Genomic DNA, 24,307 nt, shown 5'->3' on the forward strand with positions numbered 1-24,307 from the left:
CGGTTCACGCTCCTGCAGCTGGTGTGAAGACGGGCAGCCGAAACCCGTCGCCGATCGTTTCGAAGGCCAGCGCCACCGGCATGTCGAGCGCGAGCGTGGCAGGGTCGGCGCCGGTCAGCCGGGTCGCCATGCGGACGCCCTCGTCCAGCTCGACCACCGCCGCTACATACGGCACGTCGGCCGCGAAGGCGGGGTGAAGCGCCTGGTGCGTCACCGTCCAGGAAAACAGCCGCCCGCGCCCGCTGCTCGGCTCCCAGGCGAACGACGGCGAGCCGCAGCGCGCGCACATGTAGCGGGGCAGGTGGCGCCACGTCCGGCACTCGCCGCACCGTTGGAAATGGAGCGTGCCGCCCTGGCAGCGCTGCCAGAACTCCTGCTCTACCGGATCCTGCGGGTGCGGCAACGGCTTGGGCGGCGAGACGGCGGGTGCCCGCAGCTTGGGCGCAATGTCGTCGTCGTTCATGCGAACCTCCGCAGGATGGCGATGCTGCCGTCGCCCAGGTCGCCCCAGCCGGTGACGAGCCCCGTCTGTGCTCCCGGCACCTGGCGCTCGCCGCAGTCGTGCCGCAGCTGGCGCACGGCCTCGACGACGTGGTTGAGCCCCCACACGTGCGCCTCGCTCAGCAGCCCGCCATGGGTGTTGAGCGGAAAGCGCCCGCCGAGCTCGATCTGCCCGTCACGCACGAAGTCGAGCGCGCCGCCCGGCTCGCAATAGCCCATCGCCTCCAGCTGGAGCAGCACGACGTAGGTGAAGCAGTCGTAGACCTGGAGGAAATCCATCTCCTCGCGGCGCACACCGGCCATTTCGAAGGCCTTGGGCGCGGCGTAGCTCAGCCCGATCTTGAACGGATCCGGGCGCGAGGGGATATCGTCCGCGGGATAGGGATGCCCCTCGGCGGCGCCTGCGATTGTGACGGGCACATGCGGCATGTCGCGCGCGCGGTCGGTGCGCGAGACGACGACCGCGCACGCGCCGTCGGTCTCGAGGCAGCAGTCGTAGAGCCGGAACGGCTCCGACACCATCCGGGCGTCGTGGTAGGTTTCCCAGTCGAGCGGCCGGCCGTAGGTGAACGCCTTCGGATTGAGTTGCGCATGCCGTCGGCACGCCATCGCCACCGCCCCCATGGCTTCCGGACCGACGCCGTGGAGCTGCGAATGCCGGGTCGCCAGCCAGGCATACATCTGCACCGGCAGGAACACGCCATAGGGCATGTAATACCCGCGGATCGTGTTGGTCAGCGTGTTCATGTTCATCGGCCGCGTGGGCGGAGCGCCCGGCTTGGGCCGCAGCGCGGAGAAGCCGTTCCAGCCGAGCGTGACGAGCACGTGGTCGCACAGCCCCGCCGCGATCGCGATCGCCGCATGCTGGAGCGCGGTCGTCGGACTCGCGCCGCCCATGTGGACGGTCGCGGCGTAGCGCAGCACGTCGTTGCCGAGGTTCGCCGCCAGTTCCTCCGACGTGGTGTAGATGGGCGGCGGCACCATGCCGTCGATGTCGGACGGGCGCAGCCCCGCGTCCGCGATCGCGCGCCGCGACGCCTCCAGCATCATGTCCACCGCGGTGCGCTCGGTGCCCTTGACGTAATCGGTTTCCCCGACGCCGGTGATCGCCGCCTTGTCCGAGAAGGTCATATCTGTCCCTCCTGTACCAGCCGCGACCCTCAGCGGAGGCCCGCCGCGCGGCCGAGCGCGCGCTCGGCATCGGCGACGAGGTCGCGCATCACCTCGGCGGCGGGGCGCACGGCGTGGATCAGCCCCATGCCCTGCCCGGCGAAGCCCGGGATGATGTCCTTGCGCTTCGCACGGATGCCCGACGCCATCACCGGACCGGCGATCATCGACTGGTATGGCATCGGCAGCGGCTCCTTGCCCGCCGCCACCCAGGCGTCGGCCCACTTGCTGCGGATCATGCGGGCAGGCTTGCCCGTGATCGAGCGGCTTACCACGGTATCGGCATCGCCGCTGTCGACGATCGCTTCCTTCTGGAAGTCCTCGATCCCTGCCTCCTCCGTCGCAAGGAACGCGGTGCCGACCCAGGCGCCCTCGGCGCCCAGCATGAAGGCCGCGGCCACACCGCGCCCGTCGGAGATGCCGCCAGCGCCGAGCACCGGCACCCGGTCCCCCACGGCATCGACGACCTGCGGGATGAGCGAGATGGTGCCGATCGGCGAATTATGCCCGCCGCCGTCGTGCCCCTGCGCCACGATCACGTCGATGCCCGACTCCACCACCTGCAGCGCGTGCTTCACCTTGCCGACGACCGCCATGACGACCGTGCCGTTGGCGTGGAGTCGATCCATCCACGGCCCCGGATTGCCGAGCCCCGCCGCGTAGACGGGCACCTTCTCCTCGACGACGACCTCCATCTGGGCCTCGAAGAACTCCTTGGAGAACAGCGCCGCGCCGCCGTTTGCCGCACCCTCCGTGACGGCGCGGCCGGAATCACGCGCGACGATCTCCAGCCCCTCGCGCTCCATGAAGTCGCGCGTGAACGCCTGATAGTCGGCGAGCACCGCGCGCGGGTCCGCCGGCGCGGCCCCGGTTTGCGGCGCCGAGCCGCGCCGCACCGAGGCGGGCAGGAGCGTGTCGACGCCGAACGGCTTGTCGGTCAGCGCGCGCGTTTCGCGGATCCACGCGCGGAGCTGCTCGGGTGAGCACGCTGCCGCGCCGAGCACGCCCAGCCCGCCCGCGTTGGACACCGCCGCCGCCAGTCGCGGGACGCTTGCCCCGCCCATGCCGGCCAGGACGATCGGATAGTCGATGCCGAGCATCCCGCAGATTCGGCTGTTCAGGGCCATTGTCCGTCTCTCCCACATCGTTCTCGTTGCTGATCTACTCCGGCGGCTACGCCTCGAACGCCTGGGTCCAGCGCACCTTCTGATCCATCAGGTCGGGGCTGCGCCGCCCGAGATACTCCGCCGATCCCTCGACGAGCCGTTCCATCTCGCGCCGCGCCGTGACCGCGTCGCGCAGCCGCACCGCATGGACGACGCGCGCGAGGCGACGAACCTGGTTCTCGCGCTCGTGCTCGGAATAGCCGAGCTGGCGCGAAAGGTCGCGGGTCAGCAGATGCAGCGCGGACGTGAGCAACCCGAACAGCGGATTGCCGCTCGCCCATGCCAGAAGGTCGTGGAAGCGCCGGTTGGTTTCCTCGAACAGCATCGATTCCACCTGCTGCTCGAGATCGGCGAAGCAGCTTGCCAGCGCCATCAGATCCGCCGCCGTTGCGCGCCGGGCAGCGTGAGAGGCCGCCCGCGGGGCCAGCGCCTCGCGCAGCTCGATCAGCGCGCGCAGGTCGGTGCCGACGAAGTGCAGTACGAGCGCAAGCGAACTCGTGAAATCGCCAATCTGCGGCCGCGCGACCACCGGCCCGCCGCCTCGACCGGGCTGCAGGTGGAGCACGCCCTGCAGTTCCAGAAAACGCAGCGCCTCACGCAATGTGGCGCGGGCGACTTCGTACCGCGCGAGCATGTCGTGCTCCGGAGGCAGCCGGTCGCCGACCTGGCGTGCGTCGGCCTCGATGTCGTGCACGATCGCCTGCGCCACGCGAAGCGCGCGCTTGCCCCTTGCGAACGAGAGCGCCTCGCCCTGCTCATCCACGTCCGGCATCAATGAATCCTTATCATGGTTTTATGTTGCTCCACTGCTTTATCTTTGTCCAGCGGCAAATTGCTGCCGTCGCCGGCTTGCAAGGCTATTAAAAGGGTATAATGTTAAAGCGCGGGAGGGGAATTGATGACCGACAACGCAGCCTGGATGGAAACCGATGGATATATCGCCATCATCCATCTCAACCGACCCGCGGCGCGCAACGCGCTTGATCCGCAGATGCTGGTGGAACTGGCCGACTGCTGGAGCAGGGTGCGCGACGCCGCCGAGATCCGCGTCGCGGTCGTGACCGGCACCGGCGACGCCTTCTGCTCGGGTGCCGACCTCGGCCGCCTTATCCCGCTCGTCAGCGGCGGGCGACCGCCGGAGGACGAGTGGGATCGCCGCGTGCTCGCTGACCGCGATATTCTCGGCACCGCGCTGCTGCGCACATTTGACGTCGTCAAGCCGGTGATCGCCGCCATCAACGGGCATGCGATCGCAGGCGGCATGGAACTGGTCCAGGGTACAGATCTCAGGATCGCATCGAGCGCCGCGCGCTTCGGCGTGCAGGAGGTCAAATGGGCGATCTTCCCGGGCGGGGGATCGACGGTGCGACTGCCGCGCCAGCTTCCCTTTGCGCGCGCGATGGAATTGCTGCTCACCGGCGATCTGATCGATGCCGGAACCGCGCTCGACTATGGCTTCCTCAACCGCGTCGTTGCGCCGGAGGAGGTGCTGCCTGCGGCGCTCGACTTCGCGCGACGGATCGCCGCCAACGGCCCGATCGCGGTGCAGGCGATCCGCGCGTCGGCGCGCGCCTGTATCGGGCGGCCGGAGAGCGAAGGCATGAACCTCGAGTCGGGCTTCGCCGCGCCGGTGTTCCGAACTGAAGACGCGCGCGAAGGTCCGCGCGCCTTCATGGAAAAGCGTACACCCGTTTTCAAGGGACGTTGAGATGGTTGACGAGGCATCCTCGGGTATCGCGAACGGGCTGGCGGGCGCCGCATTGCAAGGCGCGCTCTCGATCGCGCCGTTCCACGCCTGGCTCGGGCTTCGCGTCGAGGACGTGACAGACGGTGTCCTTCACCTCAGCATGCCGTGGCGCGACGAGATCGTATCGAATCCGCGGATCCCGTCCGTGCATGGCGGCGTGCTCGCCAGCCTGATCGATCTCGCCGGCATGTATGTCCTGCTGACGAGGACGCGTGCGGTCAGCGCCACCGCGTCGCTCCACGTCGATTATCACCGTCCGGCAAGCGGCGGCCCGCTTCACATCCACGCGCGCGTCGTGAAGATAGGACGGACGCTGTCGGTCGCGGACAGCGAGGTGCGCTCGCCCGACGACGTGCTGCTCGCCAGCGGTCGCGGTTCGTATCTCATGCGGGACGGCGGCATCGCGACATGACCGTGCAGAGAATAGGAGAGATCATGAGCATCGAGACCGCGTCGGCGGACGCCAGGCGCACTCCGGCCGAGCCGCGACCGGCCGGCACCATCCTGCTGCTGCGGGATGTGCCCGAATATCAGGTGCTCATGGTGCGACGACACCACCAGATCGATTTCGCCTCGGGAGCGCTGGTGTTCCCGGGAGGCAAGATGCACCCCGGTGACGACGATCCGCGCTGGCGCGATCACGTAACCGGGTGGGACGAAATCGACGCGACCCAGCGCGCGCTGCGCATCGGCGCCATCCGCGAGGCGTTCGAGGAAGCGGGGATCCTGCTGGCCAACTATCCCGACGGCCGCGGCTTCTCCAGTGTATGCGACGCCGAGGCCCGCCGGAAGGTCGATACCGGGGAACTCGCCTTCCTCGATGTCGTCGCCGGATTGGGGGTGAAGCTCTCGCTGACCGCCCTGACCGTTTTCGCCCGCTGGATCACTCCAGAAATGATGCCGAAGCGGTTCGACACCTGGTTCTACGCTGCCCCCGCTCCGGCCGACCAGGTCGCGATCTGCGACGGACATGAAACGGTCGATGCCGAGTGGATCGCGCCAGAGTCGGTCCTGGACCTCGCCCGAAGCGGCGCCCGAACCGTGATCTTCCCCACCTTGATGAACGTGAAGCTGCTGGCCGAGGCCGAGAGCGCAGCGGATTGCCTCGCCCGAGCGGAGGCACGTCCGCTGGTCACCGTGCTCCCGCAGATCGAGACACGGGACGGAGAGCGCGTTCTGACCATTCCGCTCGATGCTGGCTATGGTGAAGTCACACAGAGTTTGACTGAGCTCAGGGCCTGACATCCCAGGTTCCGACTATTGCAGAACCTCCCCATGCCGCTCTGGCAAAACAGAGCGGCCTTTTCTTGGGACTTTGGCCTGACACCTGGAAGTTGCCGAAGGCCGACGTTTCGCGTCGGCTGGCGCCCGGCCAGATCGAGATCAGGATCTGCACATACCGACCGTCACATCTTGGGTGGCGGCGAGACACAATTCGAACGTGGTTTGGCCAGCGTCGGATTAGCTTCCCGACGCGACTCATTCGGGCGTCATATGTGCGACGCCCGGAATGTCTGTAGCGTTACTCTCGAGCTCCGACTATGCTACGGTTCGGTTTACATTTGACGGGACGGCAGGGTGGCTGACGATCGGGCTGAGAACCACGAAAACAAAGTGAGACATGACGACCCGGACGCGAATTTTCACCCAGAATCCAGGTCGGAGGACGGTTCCGAGGAGATGAATGGCGAAAAGAAGCCGTCGCTTCTCGAGCGCTACCCCATCATTCGCTACGTCCTCATCGCCGCGCTTGTCGCCGGCATCATCGCGGCTATCGTTTGGTACATGAATTACCGCGCGAGCGGCCAGTTCCTGCAGTCGACCAACAACGCCTATGTGCGCGCGGACTTCGTGACCGTCTCGCCGAAGGTGGGCGGCTATGTCGAGCGTGTTCTCGTCGCCGACAACCAGCCTGTCCGTCGCGGTCAGCTGCTCGCCGTGCTCGATCCTCGCGACTACCGCGCCAATGTCGAAGAGGCGCAAGCCCAGATCGCCGCAGCCGGCGCCAACATCACCACTGCGCGCCGGACACTTGATGAGCAACAGGCCACGGTCGCCCAGGCGGCCGCCCAGGTCGCGAGCGCCGAGGCTGCCGCCGCAGCGGCAGAGAACGAGGTAAGACGCTACGAACCGCTCACCCGGACAGGGGCGGAATCGCGTGAGCGGCTGGCAAGCCTGGTGCTTCAGCGTGACCGGGCTGCCGCGGAGCTGCGCGCGCAGCGAGCGGCCTACCTCGCCGCCCGTCGCAGTGTTGCAACCCAAGCGGCTCGCATCGGTCAGGCGGAGGCGCAGCGTGGCACCGCGCAGGCGCAGCTTGCGCGCGCCTCGACGGACCTCGGGGCCGTCGAGATCCGCAGCAGCATCGACGGCGTTGTCGCCGACAAGGCCGTCCGGGCTGGGCAATATGTCCAGCCGGCGACCCGGCTGATGTCGGTGGTGCCAGTCGATCAACTCTACATCGAGGCGAACTTCAAGGAAACTCAGGTCGCGCTGATGCGCGTCGGGCAGCCCGTGACCATCAAGGTGGATGCACTGGACGGTGCCGAACTGCGAGGCCGGGTCGCCAGTTTTTCTCCGGGGACGGGCGCGCAGTTTTCACTCATCCCGCCCGAGAACGCGACCGGGAACTTCACCAAGATTGTCCAGCGCGTGCCCGTGCGGATCAGCATCGAGGCGGGTCCGGAGGCGCGGCGGGTGCTGCGTCCCGGACTGTCGGTGGAGGTGACGGTCGACACGATCGGCGCCAAGGGAAGCCGGGAACGAATCAAGCAGGAAACCGAGCGGCTGAAGCGCGGCGAGACGCAGGGCGCGCGCTGATGGCGGCGGAACGCGCCGGCCTGCGCGACTGGCTTGCCGTCGCTGCAGGCACGATCGGGTCGTTCATGGCGCTTCTCGACATCTCGATCGTCAATGCGGCCCTGCCCACAATCCAGGGCGAAATCGGCGCGAGCGGCACCGAGGGCACCTGGGTCGCGACCTCCTATCTCGTGGCGGAGATCGTCATGATCCCGCTAAGCCCCTTCCTGGTGCGCCTGTTCGGTCTGCGCAACTTCCTGCTGGGCGCGGCGATCAGCTTCACCGGCTTTTCCGTCGTGTGCGGCATCTCGACGACGCTGCCGATGATGATCGCTGGCCGTGTGGGCCAGGGCTTTACCGGTGGTGCGCTGATTCCGACTGCCATGACCATCATCGCGACGCGGCTGCCCCCGTCACAGCAGCCGATCGGCACCGCCGCGTTCGGCGGCACCGCGATCCTCGGCCCGGTGCTCGGGCCGATCATCGGTGGTTGGCTCACCGACAATTACAGCTGGCATTATGCCTTCTTCCTCAACGTGCCGGTCTGTGCCGGGCTCGTCCTGCTCCTGCTGTTCGGGCTCAAGCACGAGAAGCTGCGGCTCGACCAGCTGCGCCATGCCGACTGGTTCGGGATCGCGGGGCTCGCGATCGGCTTGGGAGCGCTCACCGTCATGCTGGAGGAGGGACAGCGCGAGATGTGGTTCGAGTCCGCGATGATCGTGAAGCTCGCGATCGCAACGGTGTTCGGCTTTGCGCTCATCACGATCGGACAGGTCCGCTCCGCGCATCCGGTTCTCAAGCTGTCGCTGATCTTCAGCCGGTCGTTCGGCAGCGTCTTCGTCCTCAGCCTTGTCATCGGCGTCGTGCTCTACGGCGTGACCTTCCTGATCCCGCAATTCCTCTCGTCGATGGCGGATTACAGCGCCCTGCAATCGGGCAAGGTGGTCTTCGTCTCCGGCATCCCTGCCCTGATGCTGATGCCGTTCCTGCCGCTCGCGTTCAAATATCTCGATGTCCGGCTGGCTGTCTTCGTCGGGATGACGCTGATCGGCGTCAGTTGCGCCATGGATTGGCACCTCACCGCACAATCGGCGGGGGGCGATCTGAGGGATTCCCAGCTCGTCCGCGGCTTCGGGCAGATCTTCGCCATGATGTTCCTTAACCAGGCCGCGATCAGCGCCGTGGCGCCCGAGGATGCCGGCGACGCGTCCGCGCTGTTCAACGCGGGACGGAACCTTGGCGGATCGATCGGCCTCGCCCTGATGGCGACCCTCCAGGACCGGCAGACTTTCCTGCATTTCAATCGGCTAGGGGAGACGGTGTCGGCCAACGCGGCGACCACGCAGGAGTGGTTCGCGAAGGCCATGTCCATGCCGTCCGGCGAAGCGGGCGCCTATAGGCAGCTTGCCGGGCAGCTCCTCGAGCAAGCTACCGTCATGGCCTATAACGATCTGTTTTTCGCGCTCGGCGTCGCGATTGCGATCACTACCCCGCTGGCGCTGTTCCTCCGCCCGATCTCCTCCGACACGCAGATGGCGATGCACTGATGAAGCGACTTAGCTGGGCCATTCTGCCCGCCCTCCTGACCGGCTGCGTCGTCGGACCCAATTATGGAGGCCCGCCGGGCGTCGCGAGCGGCGAGCGTCCCGGAACGACATTTCGCCGCGCAGATCAGGTAGTCACGTCACCGCAAGCCCCTGTTGCGCGCTGGTGGGAAGGCATGGGCGATCTGCAGCTCACGACGCTGATCAACCGCGCGCTTGCCTCAAATCCCGACGTGGCGATCGCGGAGGCGCGCATCCGCAAGGCGCGCGCCAGCTTGCGCGAACAGCGCGCGAACCAGCTGCCCACCGTCTCGGCGTCGGGCACTGCGATCGTCGCCGATCTTCCCGCAGGCTCGCTCGCGCTGCCGACGCAGGGCGAGCAATCCGATCGTATCAGGGCCGAATTCTACAATGCCGGCCTTGATGCGTCGTGGGAGATCGATCTCTTCGGCGGACGGCGCCGCGCGGCCGAAGGTGCCGAGGCCCAGGCTCAGGCGGCCGAAGCCAATAGAGCTGATGCGCAAGTTCGTCTCTCGGCGGAGGTGGCCCAGAACTATGTGACCTTGCGCGAACTCCAGCAGCGCCTGATCCTGGCGCGCCGCTCCGCGCAGCTTCAGCAGCGATCACTCGCCCTGCTGCAACAGCGCGAGCAGCGCGGCGCCTCATCGCGCGACGAGGTGGTGCGTCTGAAGACCGAGCTGACTCGCACGGAGGCGGGACTGTTGCCGCTTGAGGGACAGATCGCGACCACGCTGGACCAGCTTGCCCTGCTCACCGGCGACGAGCCCGGTGCGCACGACGCGGCGCTCTCCGCGCCCGCTCCGATTCCGATGATCCCCGGGACTGTCGCGATCGGCGATCCCGCCGCCATGCTTCGGCGCCGCCCAGACATTCGCGCGGCCGAGCGGCAGCTGGCGGCATCGAACGCAAAGATTGGCGTCAACATTGCCCGGCAGTTCCCTTCGGTCAGTATCATGGGCATCATCGGCCTGGGTGGTCCCAATATTGCCGATGCGGTCGATCCTGACAGCGTAGCGGGTCTGCTGCTGCCGCGGATCAGCTGGAGCTTCCTTGACTTCGGCCGCAATCGTGCCCGGGTCGAACAGGCGCGGGCCGACCGTGACGAGGCTGAAGCACAATATCGGAAGGCTGTTCTCGGCGCGCTGTCCGATGCGGAAACCAGCCTGACCCGCTTCGGCAATCAGCGACGTAACCTGTTTTCGAGCATCGCGAGCCGGGATGGTTCCAGGCAGTCGGCGACCTACGCCAAGCAGCGATACGAGCAGGGGGCGATCCCGCTGACCACATCCATCGAGGCCGAACGCGCGGCGCTGGCTGCTGATCAGTCGGTCCTGGAAGCGACGGGTGAACTTGATCGTGCATTCATCGCCTTGCAGAAGGCGATAGGACTGGGATGGAGCCAGCAGTGACGGTCTTGCAGCCATGCCAGGGAGGGGCCTGACCGCGTGACGGCGCCGCTTCTGCCGCCACCTGCCCAGTATCTGCGTGATGACGCGATCAGGGGAGGGATGGACCTGATGTTCTTTGCTCACCGATCCCATCTGGCTCATGTCGATACCGAGCTGGCTAAGCAGAACCTCGGGCGGGCACACCACCGCGTTCTTTATTTCTTGGGGAGGCATCCCGAAATTTCCGTCAGCGAACTCCTGGACGTTCTAAGCGTCACCAAGCAATCGCTTGGCAGGGTCATGAGGGACCTCATGGATCGCGGGCTCGTCTCCGGACGGGTCGGGGAGCGCGATCGTCGTCAGAAGCTGCTTTCTTTGACCGATAAGGGACGAGCGCTAGAAAACGCGCTTTTCGAGCATCTCAGGAGCAACATGGCGAACGCTTACCAAGCGGCAGGAGAAACAGCCGTCACGGGCTACTGGATTGTTATGCAGCAGCTCATGCGCGCCGAAGCACGGGAGCAATTCCGCCGGCTGCACTCCAGACAGTGATCGCCGCAAACAGATGCCGGACCAGGTCGAAGGGGGGCTTCATCGACCTGGCCCGGCCGGTTTCACCTATCCTGCAAGCCCGGAGGGGGTAAGGGACTTGCCAGTGGTGAGCTCGTTCTCCAGCACCGGGACCGCAGTGCCGGCGACCTGCTGCAGCGCCGGATCGGTTCCATCCTGCGCGTAACCCTTGTGCACGGCCCATGCGGCCTGCTGGACCTGCGCGGACTGGGTCAGATACAGATTGTCGAACGCGCTTTTGGGCGCCTTCTGGAGCAGCTTGAGCAGGGCGGCTCGGTCGGCGGACAGGCTCGAGGGCGGCGCCTTTATCGTGCGCTGATCGTTCTTCAGCGCCGCAAGTAGCGCCTGGTGGCTGCTCTGCGTTTCCGCCAGCACGCGCTTGGCATAGGCCTTGACGTCATCCCGCTGCGCGCGTGTCGCGGCGAGCTGCGCGGCCTTGATCTGGTAAAGGTTGGCGTCGGCCGCCGCGAGCACGTAATTGGGTCCGCTCTGGCTCGCGATCGGCGAAACGCCGACGTCGGCGCTGGTCATCGTTCCCGAAGTGGCGGGCGAAACGGCCTGCGCCAACACTGGTATCGGCGCCAGGGTGAGCAACGCAGCCACTATCGCAGTCTTCATTGAGATCCTCCATTGGTGTTGTGAGGCGTTGACCGAAATCAACGAGCTGAACGATAAGGAAACGGAACGGTTCCCTTTCTCTAAACTCGTTTGGTGAACCCACTGGATGGATGGCCGCTCGGACGGCTGGAGGTGCGCGGCGATGAAGAACACGACGGCCAGGGGGACCGTTCCCGCGCCGGCAGCGTCAAAAGCTGAAGCGCCAGGCCGGACTGCCGGGTCCTTCTTGCGCAGGAGCGAAGTCTCGAGTGCCTCGATCGCATCCGTCCTGCTCTGCGTCGCCTGCCTCGCTGGCTGCGACCGAACGCCTCGCCAGGCGCCGCCGCGAGCGACGGACACGATCAACGTGCCACCGCAGACGTCCACCGTCGATGTGCCGATCGTCGCGGACCTGGACAAGCTGGCCCGAAGCCTCGAACAGGCGATTCCACGTCGCCTCTGGTCGATCGACAAGCCGGGGCAGACCTGCCTTCCGCCGAAGAAGGTCAAGATCCTCTTCGCGAAGATAAAGACGCCCGCCATCCAGTGCCGCATCACCGGCACCGTCGTCCGAGGGCCGCTGGTGCTGGAGGGCTCGGGAAAAACGATCATTGTCACCATGCCGCTTCACGCCGCGATCAGCGCGCGCGACGTGGGAGGCGTACTCAGCCGGGAAACGGCCGAGGCGGACGCCCGCGTCCGGGCTGTGATCAGGCTCGACATCGCCCGCGACTGGTCGCCGCGCGGCACGGTGTCGATCGCCTACGACTGGACCGACGAGCCCCACGTCGACTTCCTTGGCCAGCGCATCGAGTTCACCAGCAAGGCTGACGCCAAGCTCGCCGGCGTCGTCGCGCGCCTGGAGCGTTCGCTGCCGCAGGAACTCGGCAGATTGCAGCTGCGCGAGCAGGTCGCGCAGGTCTGGGGGTCGGCGTTCACCTCCGTCCAACTGAACCGGGCGAACCCGCCGGTGTGGATGCGGATCACGCCCCGGCAGTTGAGCTACGGAGGCTACACCATCTCGCGCAACCGGGTGAACCTGGCTCTAGGGCTGACGGCAGTTACGGAGACGTTCGTCGGCGACCGGCCACCTGATCCGCAGCGCCGGCCGCTCCCCGACATGACGCGCACGCAGCCCGGACCCGGCCGCATCCTGTTCGCCATACCCGTCATCGCCGACTATCGTCAGCTGGAGCCGGTCCTCGCCAAGGCATTGGTGAAGCGGTCGCGCCGCCCCTTCGAAGTGCCCGGTGTCGGGGCCGTGCGCGCGCAGTTCCACCAAGTGACCATCTACGGCACGACGGGCGGCAAGATCGCAGTCGGGCTTCGCTTCAGCGCGGCAGCCGAAGGCGGGGAGCCTTCGCGGGGCACGATCTGGCTTACCGCCACGCCGCGCAACGCCGTCAACGATCGCCGTGTCGCGTTCGACGATCTCACCGTCGCCAGTGTGACCGACTCGGTCCGGACAAGCCTGCTGCTGAAGCTTGCCAACACTCCCGGCATATCTGGCACTGTGTCAGCCGCGCTGACCCAGAATTTCGAAAAGGATTTCGACAAGCTGTTCGGCAAGATCACCCGTGCGATCGACGAGAAGCGTATCGGCGACCTGATCGTGCGCGCCCGCATCACGGACGTGCGGACGGGCCAGCTGAAGGCGGCGGGGCAAGGCGTCTACCTGCCGGTATGGGGGCGCGGCACGGCCACGATCGGCCTTGCGCCACGGCGGGCCGGAAATTGAGATCTCTGCTGCAGCCTTGACGCCTGCTTGATCGTCCCAGCGGCAACGCTGCAGCCTCTTTCGATCTTGGCAGAACTATTCAAAGGTCAAATCAAATCATCCGGCTCTGTCTCACGGTATCGTCGGACGCGCATCGCTCTGCTTGGTCGCCCGGTGGAGGGCTGTGACGCGCTTGACTTGTGCGATGCTGCAACCCGCCAGCGCCGCCGTTTTCGCTATGCTCATCCCAGCCTCACGAAGTGAGACGATGCGGCGATGATGGGCCAAGTCTGGTTTTCGACCGGTGTAGCGTCCCTCCCGCTTGGCGATCGCTATGCCTTCCCGCTGCCGCTCGCGGCGCAGTTCGTAATCATCGCGAGCGGTCTGAAGCGCAACCCTCAGTAACATGTCTTGAATTGCCTCTAGGACGATGCGCGTCACCCCGCCATTGTCCTCGGCAAGATCGGTAAGATCCACGATTCCTGGTACGGCTAGCCTCGCTCCCTTGTCGCGGATAGCGGTGACGAGCCTCTCCGCCTCAGCCAGCGGCAGGCGACTGATCCGATCGATCTTTTCGGCGATAACCACTTCGCCCATTTGCAGGTCGGCTATCATGCGAAGCAACTCGGGCCTGTCAGGACGCGCGCCGGAAGCCTTCTCGCGATAAACAGCTGCGACATAATACCCCGCGGCACGCGAGGACACGACCATCGCCTCTTGTCGTTCAAGATCCTGCTCGTCGGTGCTGACGCGCAGGTACACGCGAGCAGCGCGGACTGTCGTACTCATGTTGGCTCCGTTGGGTATACCCTTGTGAGCCACCGCTGCGGCATCCGGCTCGGAATAGCAAGCGCCGATCCTGTCGAGCCTAGCTCAGCTAGTCAGGCCTAAGTAGCTACCGCGCGCAGATATGAACGGCCACCAATCACTAAACCCGTTGAAGGGTCCTGCTTTGCGCTATCCGTCAGCGCCGACATCCGGTAAGGTCTGGTGATTGGGTCAGCCAAGCGAGGTCAGTGCAGATGGAAGCACAGAGGGTCAAGATCGTGGATGGTGGCAAGCTCGTGATCCCGGCGGCAATGCGCCGTGAGCTCGGGATCACCACAGGTGACACCGTTCTCGTCGATGTGGACGATGGCGAGTTGCGGGTACGGTCCGTACCGAGAGCGTTAGAGCGGGCTCGCGCGATCCTTCGCAAGTATGTGCCCGAAGGCGTCGGCCTGGCTGACGAGCTGATTGCCGAACGCCGGCGTGAGGCGGAGCGTGAGTAGCAAGGTCGTACTCGACGCCTCCGCCCTGCTCTGCCTTCTGAACGACGAGCCCGGGGCTGATCGGGTAGTCGACGTGCTGACCCGCAGTGTCATCGGAACGGCAAACCTGGCCGAGGTCGTGTCCAAGCTGCGGGAGCGTGGCCTGTCGCTGGACGAGGTGCGTGAGGCGCTCGGCGGGTTGCACCTCGATGTTCGGCCGCTCTCCCCTGCCCAGGCGCTCATCATAGGCGACCTCCGGCCGTCGACGAAGGCACTTGGTCTTTCGCTTGGCGACCGGGCATGCCTTGCTTTGGCGATCGATCTGCAAGCGCAGATGTTCACGACGGACGGCCCGCTGGCGAGCGCGGATGTCGGCATTACCATCACCAACGTGCGCCCTCTGGCGTAGTAGGCCCATATTCGTGCTTTTGGGTACGGTACGCTGCAGGCGGGGACACGCATGACAACCGTTCCGACACTGGTGCGCGACACCATTCTGATCACGCACGCCAACCCCGAGGATAACCGGTTCGCGCGGTGGCTCGCAGGTCGCTTGACCACTGCCGGGTACAAGGTCTGGGTCGACGTTGGCGCGCTTCGGGGTGGCGACGATTTCTGGGACAAGATCGAGCACGTGCTGCGGCACGAGGCGATCAAGCAGATCGTCGTCGTGTCCGAGCACATCGGCAAGCAAGGCGTAAAGAAGGAACTCGCCCTCGGCGACGTCATGCGTCGCAAGCTCGGCGATGCGGAGTTTATGATTCCGATCCGAATCGCCGACGTGGATTTCGGCGATTTCCCGACGGAGATCCTCCGCCAGAACGCACACAATGCGTTCCCTAACTGGGCTGCCTGCCTTCAGCCCCTGTTCGAGACGCTCGACTCCTCACGTGTGCCAAAGGTCGAGCATCCGGACGCCGAGCAGCTTGCGATGATCGTCGCTGCCCAAGAGGACGGTCGAAAGCTGGTCACTTCAAGTCCCGAGACGCTCTACAGCAACTGGTTCGAACTCCGGGCGAGGCCTGACGTCTGGATCCTGGAGGCGAAGGGAACGACTGCGCAGCTGGAAGCCTGGAGCCAGTTCACACGTGTTCCCCATGTACTACACGATGGAGGGGTGATCGCCTTCTGCGGACCCGATGCTATCGAGCGTCTCGACAACGGCGCTCCGCCTTTGAAGGCGCGCGCCAGCTTGCCATTCAACGGCGTGATCGACGGTACCTATAGCCGCCACTTCGTTGAGCGTTCCAATGCACGGCGGATCGCCGTCAATTTGATGCGTCAGCACTGGGACTTGGCCATGCATCGTCTCGGGCTACTTCCTGTCGATTTCGCCTCGGGCGCCCGCGGCCGCTTCTTCCCCGACGGACTCATCGACGGAAGAGTGAAGCTGACGCTGAGCGATGGACATCGGGTCGACCGGGTCCTGAGCGGCAAGTTCAAGGATCGGCGCTGGCATCTGTGCCTTGTCGCTCAACCCAAGCTCTGGCCGGATGCTCTCTTCCGGGTCCATGCCAATGTCGCGGTGACGACCGATGGCCGAACCCCGCTCCCGGGTGAACAGCTGCAGCGTATCCGGTTGCGCCTCACGCGGTCTTGGTTCAACGACAAATGGCGCGACATGCTGCTCGCCGCGATGGGGTGGCTTGCCGAAGGTGATCCGACCCTAGACATTGCCGCGTCCGGTGAGCGCCTTGCGGTTGCCAGCCTACCGATGAGCTTCGACTTCCCAGTCAGCTTCGCCGCGGAAGAGGACCGCCGAGTCGAGGAGGACGAATCCGGCCAGATAACCCTGTCAGAGGACTTCGAAACGGCTTTCGACCGGGATGAGATGCCGGAGGAGGCCGACGCATGAGCATTCTCACGCATCGCATCGCCGAACCTTTGCTTGAGTTCGGTCACGGGCAGCAGATGGAAGCGCCAAAAGATGGGCTCTTCCTCTTCGGGCCGCTCGAAGGCCCCGATGGCCGCTCCCAGGTGCGCTTGGGCGTCATCGGGACGGAGAGCGGCGTCGGCCTATCCCGCCGCTGGTTAGAGCGGATCAGCCTACATATCCCCGGCAAGGTCGATGCGAAGGGCAAGCCCGTTCTATGGGCACCCGCATGGCCAGGCTTCGAGGCCTGCTTCGGCATCGCGCTGCCAACCCGCGGCATGGTCGAGCTAGCGCTCAAGAGCGGCGACATCGATCATTGCATCAAGAAGAACAATCGCGCCGACGCGGTCCGATCCACGGTGCTGCTGTTCGCCGACGCGATCCGCGCGCACATCCGCGCCGAGGAGCGCCGTCCCGACGTCTGGCTCGTTGTCGTTCCGGACGTCGTCTATCGCTACGGACGTCCCCAGGTAGCACCACCGCCCAGAGACGAGCGCACTCCCTCTGACATCACGAGCTTCAAGGACGCCAAACGCTTCTTCCAGATGGGCGGCGACCTGTTCCCAGACACGGTGCGGGATGCCGAAACCTACCTGTTCTCGAGCAATTTCCACCACCAGTTGAAAGCCGAGTTGCTGCAGGACGGCGTCGTCCTCCAGCTGATCCTCGAAAGCACGCTGGTCGACCGCAACCTCAACATCACCAACGACCGCCGGCGCGGCCTCCAGGACGAGGCCACGGTTGCCTGGAACTTCTGCACCACGCTCTACTTCAAGATGGACGCCAAGCCGTGGGCGCTGGCCCATGTCCGCCCTGGCGTTTGCTACGTCGGACTGGTGTTTAAGAACGACGACACGCCTGCGGCAACGGGCGAAGCCTGTTGCGCCGCGCAGATGTTCCTCAACTCAGGCGACGGTCTCGTATTTCGCGGCGCCCTTGGGCCCTGGTACTCCGACGAGCGCAAGGAATATCACCTGTCGAGGAGCGCGGCGGCGAATTTGATGACCTCGGTGGTCGAGGGCTATAAGCTCAAGCACGGCAAGCCACCGAACCAGCTGTTCATCCATGGCCGTCACCGCTTTTCCCACGATGAGTGGGACGGCTTTTGCAGCGCAGTGCCCACTGAAACACAGCTGGTAGGAGTCAGGATCAAGCAGCTCGATGATGTTCGGCTGTTCCGCCCCTCTGCGTCGACACCGGTCCTGCGCGGCACAGCCCTTACCGTGGGTGACTGGTCAGGTTACCTTTGGGCGCGGGGGTTCGTGCCGCGGCTGGCAGGGTATCAAGGGTTCGAGACACCCAAGCCGCTCACCGTCGACGTGACGCATGGCGAAGGGGACATTGTAGAGGTGCTCGGCGACATCCTTGCGCTCACCAAGGTAAACTATAACGCCTGCGATTTTGCGAGCGCCCTGCCCGTGACGCTCAAGTTCGCCGACCGGGTGGGTGAGATCCTGATGGCGTCGCCTCATACCGTTACCGCACCGCCGCTGCCGTTCCGGCACTACATCTGATCCCATGAGCGCCGACTGATGCCGATGGCAGGTCGAGCGTAAGGCGAAGACTCTGACGTCCACCAATTTAGGTGCAATCCGCTATTTCGGAAGCGTGCCGCCGGGCAGATGCCGTCCACCATTTCAGGAAAACCTACAGCTTCGATACGATCCTGACCATGATCATCGACATCCCAACCGCCGGCGAATTTCATGCCGCCGGCCTCAAGCAGGTTCACCTGGCGTGGCAGATCGCGATGGACTCGGTGCATGATTACGATGGTGCAACGTACTACAAGCTGGCCGACGAAACGCCCGAGGAAGCGGTTGAGGAATTTTGGCAGCGCTCGCAGCCCGCGCTCGCCAACGCGTACAGCCTCATCCAGCAAGGCATGGAGCTGGCGCTCAAGGGTCGGATCGCGGCGGTATCGCCCTATCTCCTGATTGGTGGGCCGAAGGATTGGCCGAAGGGCACCGCCACTGGGCCGGTCTCGTTCGGTGAATTTCGCACGCTCGACGCCACGGACCTCATACCCGTCCATAACAGTGTGGTTGCCTCTCCCTTGGACGAGCCGTTCAAGACGTTCTGGGAACAAGTCAGGCGCGATCGCAACAAGATCATGCATTCATCGGCGCCGGGCACGTTCACGCCCGAGCAGGTGGTGAAGACGCTGCTGACAGCGATCGAAGCGCTCTTTTCGGAGGTCCCGTGGGCGCAACGGTTGATCGAATTGGAGGACGAGAGCAAATTCGCCTCGCTCGGCTTCGTCGACAATGCCCGAAACCACGTCCTGCGACAGATCGCCACCGCCATCCGTCATCTGAAGCCCGCTGAGGCCAAGCGCTTCTTCGGCTATGATGACGATCGGCGGGGCTATGTGTGCCCGCACTGCTATTTCGCGTCGAACCGCGATTGGCAGGACGACTGGCCCCGCCTTGCTCAGTTGACGACCAAATCGCCTGGGGCGACCGAGCTCTACTGCCTAGTGTGCGAAGAGACGACTGTTACCGAGCGCGCGCCGTGCGGTCAGACCGAATGCAAGGGCGATGTCATCAACGAAGGGATCTGCCTGACGTGCACACATAGCCAGGACGAGTGTTTCGACGTCGCATCCGGCTTGGTGGATTCGACGCTCTCCAAGGCCGATCACTGCTACGACTTCGTGTTTGGCTACGGCACCGCTGGCGCTGGGGGCTACTTCGCAGGCGACCAGCAGACCCTTGCCAATGACGCAGACGCTAAAGAGCATGGCAGATTTGCCATGCGCGAGAAGCATCTTCAGCGGTGGAACACGGTCTCGATCATGCATGTGCAGCGGCGTAACTTCCCCGATCTCACCGATGCAGATCGGGTGCTAGGTCATTGGAGCCGAAATGGCGACAATCTCGATTGGATCGACGGTGTCCGTGCCGATCGCCCAGATATGGGAGGCCTATCGGAATGAGCCAAAACGACGGCGAAAGCCTCAAAGCGATCATGGCGGGCACCGTCGCGGTGCTCAATCAGGTAACTTCCCTGGAGCCGTTTCTTCCTGACCTTTCGCCTGACGATCGCGAGCGGGTTGACGCTTATGTCGCGCGGGCCTCGGCCGAGGCGACGTTGCGCGCATACAAATCCGACTGGCGGCTTTTCTGTGCCTGGTGCGGGGAGAATGGATATCGGCCGCTTCCGGCGGCACCCGCAACCGTTGCAGCCTTTTTGACCCTGCTTGCCGAACGCGGGTTCGTGCCGGCCGAGCCGCGGCGAACGAAGCGCGGCACTGTCCTCGAGCGCAGAGATCCCGTGCCGTTGGGCCGTGCCACTGTCGGCCGTCGCTTGGCCGCAATCGTCTTCGCCCATCGCGCAGCGGACATGGAGCCCCCCACTACTCAGCCTGACGCCGCCCGTCTCGAGAAAGCCGTGCGCGGCATTCGTAAAGACAAAAAGGGAGAGCTCCCCGGAAAGAAGCGCGCGGCTGATGGGGACGTCCTTCGTGACATGCTCCGCAGTATCACAGGCGAGGATCTCCGCGCCTATCGTGACAGGGCGCTGCTCGCCATCGGAATGGCCGGTGCAATGCGTCGCTCCGAATTGGTCGCGGTGACGGTCGGGCGGGTATCCGAAGATGGTCGAGGCCTGCTGATCCGCATTCCCTCCTCGAAAACCGATCAGGAAGGTCAAGGGCACACGGTCGCGATCCCAGACGGCCAGCGTCTCGAGCCGGTGCAGCATTATCGGGCATGGCTCGCTAAAGCTGGAATCGATAGCGGGCCAATCTTTCGCAAGCTGACACCGCAGGGTCGACTGACCGGGAAGGCAATGAGCGCGCAGGGCGTAGCACTGGTCGTCAAGGCGGCGGCTGTGGCTGCCGGCTATCCGCCGGAGCTCTTCTCAGGTCATAGCCTCCGAGCCGGGTTCCTGACCGAAGCAGGACGCCAGAACGCAAACCTCTTCAAGATGAAAGAGCATAGCCGGCACGCTTCGCTCGAGATGGTCGCGGAGTATGTCCGCGATCATGAGCGGTTCCGAGAGCATGCAGGTGAGGGCTTCCTTTGAAGTCACGCGGAGCCGCAATCTCCGCTGCCGCGCGTGCGATTAGCTTCCGGGCGCGGGCTGCAGGTGTAGCTGTGCGCGGTTGGGGTAGCGAAAAAATGGTCCTGGTGCGTCGGCCAGTCCGCCGGCGCATCGCGCGAGCCAGGCGATACGCGCGCCGCACCTTCCTGCTTGGGTGGGGCGCAGCCGGATTGGCCATTATCGTTCAGCTCCTGACGCCCATGGCTCTGCTGTATCTGTGGTTGCGCTCGCCGACGGCATCGAGCCATCTACCAAGTGCCGTCCTGCCATATGCGACCGTCCTGGTATTTATGGCCGGATATGTGTGCATCATGGTGCTGGGGACCGCGGCAAGCATTATCCTGAAGGCCGCGATCAAGGGCTACAGCTCCGGCACACGCAGCCTCGTTATCTTCCTGATGAGTATCGGACTTTATCTCTTCGTCGCATTCATGGGTGCCGTGGTGGGGCGTGAGGCGCCGAAACTTCCGGGGCAGGTCCCTGTGCTGCTGACGTTCTACATTGCGCTCTACGTGATGTTTTCAGGTTGGACCACCAAGCACATCTGGGACCGGATTACCGACGACGGCCGGGACAGGCTGCACCTCTTCTTGGCTGGTCGCGCGATGCGACGCCGAGCGCAATCGCGCCTTACGGCTGTTGCCAGGCGGTCGTGAAGTCGAGAGCCTCGATCATGTCGAAAAGAGAGCAGCACGGGACCCCGAAGTCACGACAGACATCAGGCACCTTCCGGTTGGCACCCTGCTTGCCGGGTTTCGATACCTCGAAGCTTACGACCGTGCGTTCGCCCGGCTCGACGCGTCCGTAGGCCACCAGAAAGGGATCGCGCCCGACTAGCTCGACGCCGTTCTCGTCGAGGGGACCATAGCCTTGCAGGGTTGTATCGGCGACCAGCGCGGGGTCGAGATCCTCGGCCAGGATCAGCGCCGCGCGGCATTCTTCGGTGCAGAGCCAGTCCACGATGTCGCCCCGACCGGAGGTGACCTCCTCGAATTGCTCCAATGGAATTTTGACGTTGCCGAGGGTGCCTTGGTGTCGCAACCACTCCCAAAACACGGGAAAACGCCGGAGCGGATAGGCTCTGCGATCTCCTGTTATGAGCGTGTCGGCATCGAGCAGGTAGAGCAAGCGACCCCCGCTATGCCATCTGTTCGGTCATGCGACCGATCGCCGTGGGTTTTACGCCGAGCACCTTGCCCGCCTTGGTCGTCGTCAAGGCGCCACCCGCGACCATCCGATCGACAAGCGCGAGGAGACCCTGTCCAACCCGGTGGCGCCTTACGACATAATAGTCAGGCGCGCCTTTCGCTGGCTTTCGCGGAAACTCGAGACGGTCCTCATCGAACCGGGCGGCGAGCTGCCGGTACATGGCCGCATCGATGAGGCGCTCCCGTAAGAGGTTGTAGGCGACCATCTTGCGGCTGACTTTGCGAGCGTTTGCAAAGACGCCGATTTGGTCGATCAATCCGTCTAGGTCGGCGACACCGGCGAGCTCCTGCAGCTCCTCGCGGCCAAGAAGGAATTTCGCCGCCGCGTCATCGCACAGCCGCTCGATCACCTGTTCGCTGTCATATCCGCTGATACCGCTCTGCCCCAAAAGGATGTGGCCGAGCTCATGAAGAAGCGTGAACGGCCAAGCTGCCTTGGAGTCCGTTTCATTGACGACGATGAACGGCGCGACCTCGTCCGCGAGAGCCATTCCCCGGAAAACACCTGGGCTGAGATTGCTCGTCCAGTGGCCGAGATTGCCGATGAGCAGCACATAGACGCCCGCAGCCTCAACCGCATCGCGCAAGATCCGGAAGGCTTGCTCGATCGTCCGGGCCTGGCGGTAACCCCCTCGATCAAGGTTCAGCAGTTCACCCATCGCCTGAGCAAGGGCATCCGCACCCGCCCGTGGGTCAATGGACCCGACGAACGTCCGGATTTCAGCCTCTTCGGCGTCTTCTAATGCACCACGAACAAGGGACTGGCGGGTGCGAACGTCACGGACCAGCGCACCGACGGTCGCCTCCGCTCCGGCCTCCCGATCCGGAAGCGTCCGAAAGTCATGGGTTCGGGGGGGCGCTGCCGGTGGTTCGGGTAGGTAGAACGTGAGCAATGGACGACGATAGCGATCCGCCATTTTGAGCAATTGGGGGCGGCTGGGCTCGCGATCGCCCGCCTCCATCTCCGCCAGGCGTGCAGCGGCGCTTTCACCGCCAAGACCGATCCCTTTGGCGGCATCCTCAAGCGTCAGGCCCGCGCTCTCGCGCGCCCATGACAGGATCTGAGGATTGACCTTCGGCATGCTTGGTGGGGCTACTCCGCTGATGATGTTCCCTTGCTATATGCCTATGGTGCAGGCCTCTGTCATCGCCGAAGCGCGGCGCGGAAGCTAAACCGTTGAAACATAGGGAGTGATGTCGAATGGGGCAGGCGAAGCAGCGAGCAGCCGCGCGTGCAGGAGTTCACGCGGAAATTGATGCTCGGCTGCGGGGGCTCGGCATCGACACCACCCAGTTTGGCTTTTTCGATCAGCCGGCCTTTGCGGCGGAGGAAGGTCGCGACGGCACCTTCCTCGATCAATACGCCTTGTGGGTGCAATCCCGCCCGCGCACCGCCGAATATGATGAGCGCGTCCGTGCGATCGTCCCCCGGCTCGCCGAATTCCTGGCGGATCTGTTCGAACGTGAGGATATGCAGCGTAGCTGTGTTCATGTCTCGTCGATGATGCAGCGTATCCTCGATCGGCTCGGTGTCTGGAGTTTCGGGCTGAAAGGCTCGATGATTGCCGAAGTAGCCAGCGAAGATCTTTGGCGCGGACAGTCGATGTGTGACCTCTCCGATTTCCCTGGTGCCGAACTGGGCCACGCATGGGTCGTTGCGCCGCCTTTCGTGATCGTCGACGGAACGATCCGGCTGCAAAATCCTGTCGGCGACCCAATGAACAGCTACACCCCAGCCATTGTTGCGGTAGAGCATACGACGATGGTGAAGCCGACCGTCGACGACGTCGTTTCCGCTCAGCTTCGCGCCCGGATCGCTCGTGATGAAGGACGAGAAGACAGCCAACTCCATCACCGCCTGGTCCCAAACCTGAAGGATTTCAGTCGCAATTTCCCAAGCAGTGAGATCCGCTATGGCGAACTGGTACTCCGCTACGTCCCCGCTGGCGTGCGGATCAGCGATGTCGGGCTGGAGCAGATAAACGGCGCGGGCGAGAAACTTCGGGGTGATGAGGTTTGGAACGACCATGTCGCACCCGCCTTCGCCGACTTCATCGTTTGATCCGGTTGGCTCGCACGGGTCGCGCTAGCTTTTTAGGCGGTGCCGGCGGGAGCGAGCGTCTCGGCGCTGATCATCCGGACCGCAAGCTCGCCATGTCCAGCAAGCTGCTCGAGCAGCAAAACGCTGTGAGCCTCGGCGTCGTCTGCGGTGGTGAACATCTCCGTCGTGTAACGCCCACGCGCCATGCTGCAGCCTGGTATATCCTGAACTAGCGAGACGTAGCTGTCCGGCCAGCGACAGACGATGAGCCAGGGCCAGCCGGTGGTGGGTGGCTCATAGCGAGAAATCAGCACATTGTCCGAGACCAGGGCCGATGGACGGTGATCGAAAAAGTCTGGAGCCACGGGCCCCGGACGGGGAAGGTTCAGAAGGCGTTCCGCTTCCGCTTGTTCGTGGCTGGTCTCCAAAATCATCGCGTAATAGCGTCCGAGCCCGAGACCGTCGCCGCGCAGCGGTACGGGCACATCGACCAAGAGAACGCTTGGCGCTGAGATGATCGTCGAGGGATAGAGCATTCGTCGTCGCGCGAGGTCATCGGACAGGCGGTAGGTCGCAAGGCTCATCTTTTTGTCCGTCGGTCGGAGCCGTCGGCATCGGCTCATTGAAGCCGCCACCACCCTGCTCCACAAGCATCCGCAGATTCCGGCAAG

The 24,307-nt window shown here is 64.6% G+C and carries 25 protein-coding genes; 16 read left to right on the plus strand and 9 right to left on the minus strand.

Translation table 11 applies throughout. The features are described 5' to 3' along the window. Positions 1–4: 4 nt before the first annotated feature. Genes XM50_RS07865 through XM50_RS07880 form a run of 4 tightly spaced genes read right to left on the minus strand, consistent with a single transcriptional unit; the run spans position 5 to position 3,600 of the window. The gene (locus XM50_RS07865) at positions 5–463 is read right to left on the minus strand and encodes a Zn-ribbon domain-containing OB-fold protein (protein WP_046408743.1); all 459 of its coding nucleotides are present in this window, start codon (positions 461–463) and stop codon (positions 5–7) included. Further along, positions 460–1,632 carry a thiolase C-terminal domain-containing protein gene (locus XM50_RS07870; protein WP_046408744.1) on the minus strand — a complete coding sequence of 391 codons (1,173 nt, stop codon included), beginning with the start codon at positions 1,630–1,632 and terminating at the stop codon, positions 460–462. The genes XM50_RS07865 and XM50_RS07870 overlap by 4 nt, the downstream gene beginning before the upstream one ends. A gap of 29 nt (positions 1,633–1,661) precedes the next feature. Then, entirely contained in the window at positions 1,662–2,798 is a 1,137-nt protein-coding gene (locus tag XM50_RS07875) for an NAD(P)H-dependent flavin oxidoreductase (RefSeq protein ID WP_046408745.1), read from the minus strand. Between the two features lie 46 nt (positions 2,799–2,844). After that, on the minus strand, positions 2,845–3,600 hold the full coding sequence (locus tag XM50_RS07880; RefSeq protein WP_231621899.1) for a FadR/GntR family transcriptional regulator: 756 nt from the start codon (positions 3,598–3,600) through the stop codon (positions 2,845–2,847). A gap of 135 nt (positions 3,601–3,735) precedes the next feature. Here XM50_RS07880 and XM50_RS07885 point away from each other — a divergent pair, with 135 nt between their 5' ends. From XM50_RS07885 to XM50_RS07915, 7 genes are all read left to right on the plus strand, one after another. After that, positions 3,736–4,545 (plus strand): enoyl-CoA hydratase-related protein, encoded by an 810-nt coding sequence (locus XM50_RS07885; RefSeq protein WP_046408802.1) that lies wholly within the window; start codon positions 3,736–3,738, stop codon positions 4,543–4,545. A gap of 1 nt (position 4,546) precedes the next feature. After that, positions 4,547–4,996, plus strand: coding sequence for a PaaI family thioesterase (locus XM50_RS07890; protein WP_046408747.1), 450 nt, complete (start codon positions 4,547–4,549; stop codon positions 4,994–4,996). 23 nt (positions 4,997–5,019) lie between these two features. Beyond that, positions 5,020–5,826 carry an NUDIX hydrolase gene (locus tag XM50_RS07895; RefSeq protein WP_046408748.1) on the plus strand — a complete coding sequence of 269 codons (807 nt, stop codon included), beginning with the start codon at positions 5,020–5,022 and terminating at the stop codon, positions 5,824–5,826. 438 nt (positions 5,827–6,264) lie between these two features. Next, positions 6,265–7,401 (plus strand): HlyD family secretion protein, encoded by a 1,137-nt coding sequence (locus XM50_RS07900; RefSeq protein WP_046408749.1) that lies wholly within the window; start codon positions 6,265–6,267, stop codon positions 7,399–7,401. Then, positions 7,401–8,927, plus strand: coding sequence for a DHA2 family efflux MFS transporter permease subunit (locus XM50_RS07905; protein WP_046408750.1), 1,527 nt, complete (start codon positions 7,401–7,403; stop codon positions 8,925–8,927). The genes XM50_RS07900 and XM50_RS07905 overlap by 1 nt, the downstream gene beginning before the upstream one ends. Beyond that, positions 8,927–10,354 carry an efflux transporter outer membrane subunit gene (locus tag XM50_RS07910; protein ID WP_046408751.1) on the plus strand — a complete coding sequence of 476 codons (1,428 nt, stop codon included), beginning with the start codon at positions 8,927–8,929 and terminating at the stop codon, positions 10,352–10,354. Before XM50_RS07905 ends, XM50_RS07910 begins: the two co-directional genes overlap by 1 nt. A gap of 36 nt (positions 10,355–10,390) precedes the next feature. Continuing rightward, positions 10,391–10,885 carry a MarR family transcriptional regulator gene (locus tag XM50_RS07915; RefSeq protein ID WP_046408752.1) on the plus strand — a complete coding sequence of 165 codons (495 nt, stop codon included), beginning with the start codon at positions 10,391–10,393 and terminating at the stop codon, positions 10,883–10,885. A 66-nt stretch (positions 10,886–10,951) separates the two neighbouring features. Here XM50_RS07915 and XM50_RS07920 read toward each other — a convergent pair whose 3' ends face one another. After that, positions 10,952–11,506 carry a DUF4142 domain-containing protein gene (locus XM50_RS07920; RefSeq protein WP_231621900.1) on the minus strand — a complete coding sequence of 185 codons (555 nt, stop codon included), beginning with the start codon at positions 11,504–11,506 and terminating at the stop codon, positions 10,952–10,954. A 361-nt stretch (positions 11,507–11,867) separates the two neighbouring features. Between XM50_RS07920 and XM50_RS07925 the strand changes: the two genes are divergently transcribed. Then, on the plus strand, positions 11,868–13,238 hold the full coding sequence (locus XM50_RS07925; protein ID WP_231023657.1) for a DUF4403 family protein: 1,371 nt from the start codon (positions 11,868–11,870) through the stop codon (positions 13,236–13,238). A gap of 111 nt (positions 13,239–13,349) precedes the next feature. On the opposite strand, the gene XM50_RS07930 is transcribed toward XM50_RS07925, so the two are convergent. Further along, complete coding sequence (locus tag XM50_RS07930) at positions 13,350–14,006, minus strand: recombinase family protein (RefSeq protein WP_046408804.1); 657 nt, start codon at positions 14,004–14,006, stop codon at positions 13,350–13,352. A 233-nt stretch (positions 14,007–14,239) separates the two neighbouring features. Between XM50_RS07930 and XM50_RS07935 the strand changes: the two genes are divergently transcribed. The 7 genes from XM50_RS07935 (at position 14,240) to XM50_RS07965 (ending at position 21,043) form a co-directional block, all read left to right on the plus strand. Continuing rightward, the gene (locus XM50_RS07935) at positions 14,240–14,488 is read left to right on the plus strand and encodes an AbrB/MazE/SpoVT family DNA-binding domain-containing protein (RefSeq protein WP_046408754.1); all 249 of its coding nucleotides are present in this window, start codon (positions 14,240–14,242) and stop codon (positions 14,486–14,488) included. Next, positions 14,481–14,876, plus strand: coding sequence for a type II toxin-antitoxin system VapC family toxin (locus XM50_RS07940; RefSeq protein WP_046408755.1), 396 nt, complete (start codon positions 14,481–14,483; stop codon positions 14,874–14,876). The genes XM50_RS07935 and XM50_RS07940 overlap by 8 nt, the downstream gene beginning before the upstream one ends. A gap of 51 nt (positions 14,877–14,927) precedes the next feature. After that, the gene (locus XM50_RS07945) at positions 14,928–16,322 is read left to right on the plus strand and encodes a toll/interleukin-1 receptor domain-containing protein (RefSeq protein ID WP_046408756.1); all 1,395 of its coding nucleotides are present in this window, start codon (positions 14,928–14,930) and stop codon (positions 16,320–16,322) included. Beyond that, on the plus strand, positions 16,319–17,854 hold the full coding sequence (locus XM50_RS07950; RefSeq protein WP_046408758.1) for a hypothetical protein: 1,536 nt from the start codon (positions 16,319–16,321) through the stop codon (positions 17,852–17,854). Before XM50_RS07945 ends, XM50_RS07950 begins: the two co-directional genes overlap by 4 nt. A gap of 158 nt (positions 17,855–18,012) precedes the next feature. Beyond that, the gene (locus tag XM50_RS19185; protein ID WP_052742497.1) at positions 18,013–19,278 is read left to right on the plus strand and encodes a hypothetical protein; all 1,266 of its coding nucleotides are present in this window, start codon (positions 18,013–18,015) and stop codon (positions 19,276–19,278) included. Next, positions 19,275–20,369 carry a site-specific integrase gene (locus XM50_RS07960; protein ID WP_046408759.1) on the plus strand — a complete coding sequence of 365 codons (1,095 nt, stop codon included), beginning with the start codon at positions 19,275–19,277 and terminating at the stop codon, positions 20,367–20,369. Before XM50_RS19185 ends, XM50_RS07960 begins: the two co-directional genes overlap by 4 nt. Before the next feature lie 188 nt (positions 20,370–20,557). Further along, positions 20,558–21,043 (plus strand): hypothetical protein, encoded by a 486-nt coding sequence (locus XM50_RS07965; protein WP_046408760.1) that lies wholly within the window; start codon positions 20,558–20,560, stop codon positions 21,041–21,043. Here the strand turns inward: XM50_RS07965 and XM50_RS07970 are convergent. After that, positions 21,018–21,515 carry a DUF4411 family protein gene (locus XM50_RS07970; RefSeq protein ID WP_046408761.1) on the minus strand — a complete coding sequence of 166 codons (498 nt, stop codon included), beginning with the start codon at positions 21,513–21,515 and terminating at the stop codon, positions 21,018–21,020. The two genes, XM50_RS07965 and XM50_RS07970, sit on opposite strands and share 26 nt — an antisense overlap. 10 nt (positions 21,516–21,525) lie before the next feature. After that, positions 21,526–22,677 carry an ImmA/IrrE family metallo-endopeptidase gene (locus XM50_RS07975; RefSeq protein WP_046408762.1) on the minus strand — a complete coding sequence of 384 codons (1,152 nt, stop codon included), beginning with the start codon at positions 22,675–22,677 and terminating at the stop codon, positions 21,526–21,528. 119 nt (positions 22,678–22,796) lie between these two features. Here XM50_RS07975 and XM50_RS07980 point away from each other — a divergent pair, with 119 nt between their 5' ends. Further along, a complete protein-coding gene (locus XM50_RS07980; protein WP_052742498.1) occupies positions 22,797–23,657 on the plus strand; it encodes a hypothetical protein in 861 nt (286 codons plus the stop codon). 32 nt (positions 23,658–23,689) lie between these two features. On the opposite strand, the gene XM50_RS07985 is transcribed toward XM50_RS07980, so the two are convergent. Next, positions 23,690–24,220 (minus strand): hypothetical protein, encoded by a 531-nt coding sequence (locus tag XM50_RS07985; protein WP_052742499.1) that lies wholly within the window; start codon positions 24,218–24,220, stop codon positions 23,690–23,692. Positions 24,221–24,307: the final 87 nt, after the last annotated feature.

The organism is Sphingomonas sp. Ag1, assembly GCF_000980895.1.
GTDB lineage: Bacteria > Pseudomonadota > Alphaproteobacteria > Sphingomonadales > Sphingomonadaceae > Sphingomonas > Sphingomonas panaciterrae.